This is a genomic window from Emticicia sp., assembly GCF_049241225.1.
Taxonomy (GTDB): Bacteria; Bacteroidota; Bacteroidia; order Cytophagales; family Spirosomataceae; genus Emticicia.
In genome coordinates, this window is the sequence record NZ_JBMLRC010000256.1 from 19291 (window position 1) to 22776 (window position 3486).

General features: G+C 34.7%; 4 protein-coding genes and 1 pseudogene. 2 read left to right on the top strand and 3 right to left on the bottom strand.

Features of this window, described 5'->3' with window-relative positions; all coding sequences use genetic code 11:
- The 3 genes from ACOVO2_RS13940 to ACOVO2_RS13950 all read right to left on the bottom strand — a co-directional run.
- A partial coding sequence (locus ACOVO2_RS13940; protein ID WP_421770566.1) for an aldehyde dehydrogenase family protein occupies positions 1 to 323 on the bottom strand: 323 nt, incomplete at its 3' end.
- A gap of 53 nt (positions 324 to 376) precedes the next feature.
- Positions 377 to 1033, bottom strand: a complete 657-nt coding sequence (locus tag ACOVO2_RS13945; RefSeq protein ID WP_421770567.1) for a DUF4276 family protein — start codon at positions 1031 to 1033, stop codon at positions 377 to 379.
- A gap of 1 nt (position 1034) precedes the next feature.
- Positions 1035 to 2153, bottom strand: coding sequence for an AAA family ATPase (locus ACOVO2_RS13950; RefSeq protein ID WP_421770568.1), 1119 nt, complete (start codon positions 2151 to 2153; stop codon positions 1035 to 1037).
- Positions 2154 to 2288: 135 nt separating this feature from the next.
- On the opposite strand from ACOVO2_RS13950, the gene ACOVO2_RS13955 reads away from it, so the two are divergent.
- Both ACOVO2_RS13955 and ACOVO2_RS13960 read left to right on the top strand, forming a co-directional pair.
- Positions 2289 to 3119: an alpha/beta hydrolase gene (locus ACOVO2_RS13955; protein ID WP_421770569.1), complete on the top strand. Its 831-nt coding sequence runs from the start codon at positions 2289 to 2291 to the stop codon at positions 3117 to 3119.
- A 212-nt stretch (positions 3120 to 3331) separates the two neighbouring features.
- Positions 3332 to 3486: pseudogene (locus ACOVO2_RS13960) on the top strand (homogentisate 1,2-dioxygenase); the annotation flags it as partial.

Sequence of the window (3486 nt, forward strand, 5' to 3'; positions counted from 1 at the left end):
CCTTCTTGTAGGCTTTTGCCCATTTCGTAGCTAACTAAACGACCTAAAGCATCTTTGTTGGCACGTAGAGCATCACCCATCTGACGAACGATTTCGCCACGTTTTGGTGCAGGCACTGCTCGCCAAACTTTAAAAGCAGCATTGGCACTTTCTATTACTTTATCATAATCTTCACGGTTTGCCTGACGTACTTTTCCAATCAATTGCCCATCAACTGGCGAATACGAACTAAGCACTTTTCCACCTCCTGCCCAGCTTTCAACACCCGTGCTAACGCCATTGTTGAGTGATTTGATTTTAAGTGTTTTTAATACTTGTTTCATTGGTTTTGTTGTTTTTTTGAAGTGTATGTATTGTTTTCTCAAATAAATTTATCTTATACATTTTCTAATTTTGTAATCCATTCATTGAATCGAGGGCACCTTTCTCTAATTTTTAGTAGTCCAATCTCCTCTGCAATTAACGAACCATAGATAACTTTTGAATAACCTCTTATTATATTTGATAACCTTTTTGATGGGGCAGTTTCACTTCCATCATTTATCATTTCAGGGTTGCTAAAATCACGAATAGTTGCTACTAAATAATCATAATTCAAAAATTCTTTGTTTTCAAAGTTATCATCAAATACCTTTAAATCACTGAAAAGTAAACCTTCAAACTCGTGTAACTGAATGTATGGAATGAATCTATTTTGCAAATCGGAAGTAATATCATTCAACATACCTGCTTCCATTAATTGCATTGCATCATTTTTATCATTTATATTTTTGGCTTCTTCCCAGTTTGGATACTTATGATGTTTATGAATACCATAATAATCTATCAAAATAGTAACAATAGCTGTTTTATCTTTTTTTAATAGCGTTTCTACTTGAAATTTTAGAGCTTCCCAATTTACAATTCCTCCTTGTGTTTTCTTGACAACTGGATTTTCGAGATAAATCTCTAACCTATTAAAATGAGGTTGCAAAACATCATTGCAGAATTCTTGTTCTGTTTGTCCCTCACAAATAATAATAATTCGTTTCATACTATTTCTTTGTAAAGGGTTGTGCAGCATTAATAATATTTCTTTCCCATAAATCTCCCAATGTAAAATCTTGCAACCAAACATTTAGGTCTTCAGAACTTAAACGCTTGAAAATAGTTTGGTTTTCCTCCTCACTTTTATCAATAACAACTATATCTTCAGGCGAAAAATTACTAATCAAACTTGGTGATTGTGTGGCAACAATTATTTGAGTGGTGTTTGATGCCGCTTGAATCATTCCAGCTAATTTTCCAATTGCAAAAGGGTGTAAACCCAACTCTGGCTCATCAATTATTATAACTGATGGTGGCGTCGGTTGCATCAAAAGCGTAGTTAAAGCAATGAATCTAAGCGTCCCATCTGATAATTGATAAGCTGAAAAATTAGATTCAGCGTCTCCTCTATCAACCCAACGAAGTTCGATTTCTTTTTCGTTTAAACGATTAGGCTCTAAAATAAGCTTGTCAATATATGGAGCAACTGACTGAATGGTTTTCTCTATTCGTAAAAATATTTTAGGGTGGTTAACCTTTATTAAGTACAGAAAAGCTGGCAAATTTCGTCCATCTTGCTTAAAATATTGATTATCATTAATATCGCAACTTCTTCTTAGATAAGATGTAGATGATGTATCGTGAAAGTGGAAAACTTGAATATTTGATAAATATTCAGCTAAGTAGTCTGTATTTCTTGGAAATTTAGAATTCGCTATACTTGACTCAAGTATGTCATTCACAACAATGAAATTATTTTTAATGTCATCTCTATCCACTCTAAAACCAGAACCCTCTGCATCAATAAATAAGCCCCCCTCTTTGTTTTGCATTAAATTAAAGTAGTACGCATTGTTGGTACGAATTTCTCTACCTTTTCTGCTAAAAATAATTTTACCAAATATATTTTCCGTCATTTTACGCCCAAAATAGAGTAAATTATCAGCCTTTTCTTCTAAAATGTACTTCTGTAATCTCTGATTAAAAATTACATTTATCAACTTAAAAAAAGACACGAAATTACTTTTACCTGCTCCATTACTACCAATCAAAATATTGATTGGCTTCAACTCTAATTTTAGTTCCTTGATAGATTTAAAGCCTTTTATTTCTATGTAATCAATCATTATCAATAAGTATTTATAAACATCTTGCTGACGCAAAACCTCACAAATATAAAGAAACCAACCCAAGCCACAAACTCTCGGTTGTTTATGATAAGAATTTGCTATATTTAGGCATAAAATCTATTCAAAAACCTTATGAATGCTACCGAATTATCTTGGAAAACCTCTGATGGACTCAATATTTATGGCAAAAAGTGGGAAACCAGTATGCCCACAAAAGCCGTCATTTGTATGATGCACGGCATGGGCGAGCATATCAATCGCTATAACCATGTGGCGGAAATGTTTACGTCAAACGGCTATGCCGTGATTGGCTGCGACCAACGTGGACACGGAAAATCGGAAGGAAAACGTGGACATTTTCCTGATTTTGAAACTTTCTTGAATGATGTAGATGCACTTTTGAAAGCAGCCTCCACTCATTTTCCAGATGCTAAACAAGTACTTTACGGACATAGCATGGGTGGAAATTTGGTGGCTAATTATCTGCTTCGCCGTCAACCCAAAATTGCTGGAGCGATTCTTTCATCTCCTTATTTTCAATTGGCTTTTCAACCTTCACCAATTACACTTACTATCGGTCGATTGATGAAAGGAATTTTTCCTTCGTTAAGCTTGAGTAGTGGTTTAGATTCTACGGCCATTTCTCGTGATGTGGAAGAAGTAAAAAAATACAACGAAGACCCTCTCGTGCATGACAAAGTTTCTGCCAAAATGGGCATCGAAATGATAGAAACGGGCCAGTGGGCAATTGATAATGCCGATAAGTTAAGTATTCCAACCTTACTCTATCACGGCACGGCCGACCGACTTACTTCGCATCATGGTAGCGAACTTTTTGCTGAGAAAGCAGGTAAGTTCGTGACATTTATTTCACTTGAAGGCTTATATCACGAAACACACAACGAACCCGAAAAACGTGAAGTTTTCAAGAAAATCATTCTTTGGCTGAATAATTTAGCATAATTTATTTCTTCTTGGGGCGTAGTTGCTTACGCCCATTTTCTTTTTTCCTCAGTTTCATTTTCCTTGTGAACAAGTTGGAAACTTGTTCTATCCCCTGCGTTTAATTCAATCAATCAAAAAAATAATCACATTTTAATTGTCATAACAAATATTATTTATAATTTTGTATGCTTAACAATAGTTAGTACAACAAATATATTATTCGTTAATCTATGCCTATTTATCATAAACTCGGAAAGATTCCAGCAAAACGCCATATTCAATTTGAAAAACCTGATGGTGGTTTGTATTATGAGCAGCTTTTTGGAACAATTGGCTTCGATGGTATGGCATCGTTGATGTATCACATTCATCGCCCTACGCAGGT

Coding starts and splice junctions, on each gene's coding strand:
- ACOVO2_RS13945 (WP_421770567.1), bottom strand. CDS start 1,033: ATGAAACGAATTATTATTATTTGTGAGGGACAAACAGAACAAGAATTC.
- ACOVO2_RS13950 (WP_421770568.1), bottom strand. CDS start 2,153: ATGATTGATTACATAGAAATAAAAGGCTTTAAATCTATCAAGGAACTA.
- ACOVO2_RS13955 (WP_421770569.1), top strand. CDS start 2,289: ATGAATGCTACCGAATTATCTTGGAAAACCTCTGATGGACTCAATATT.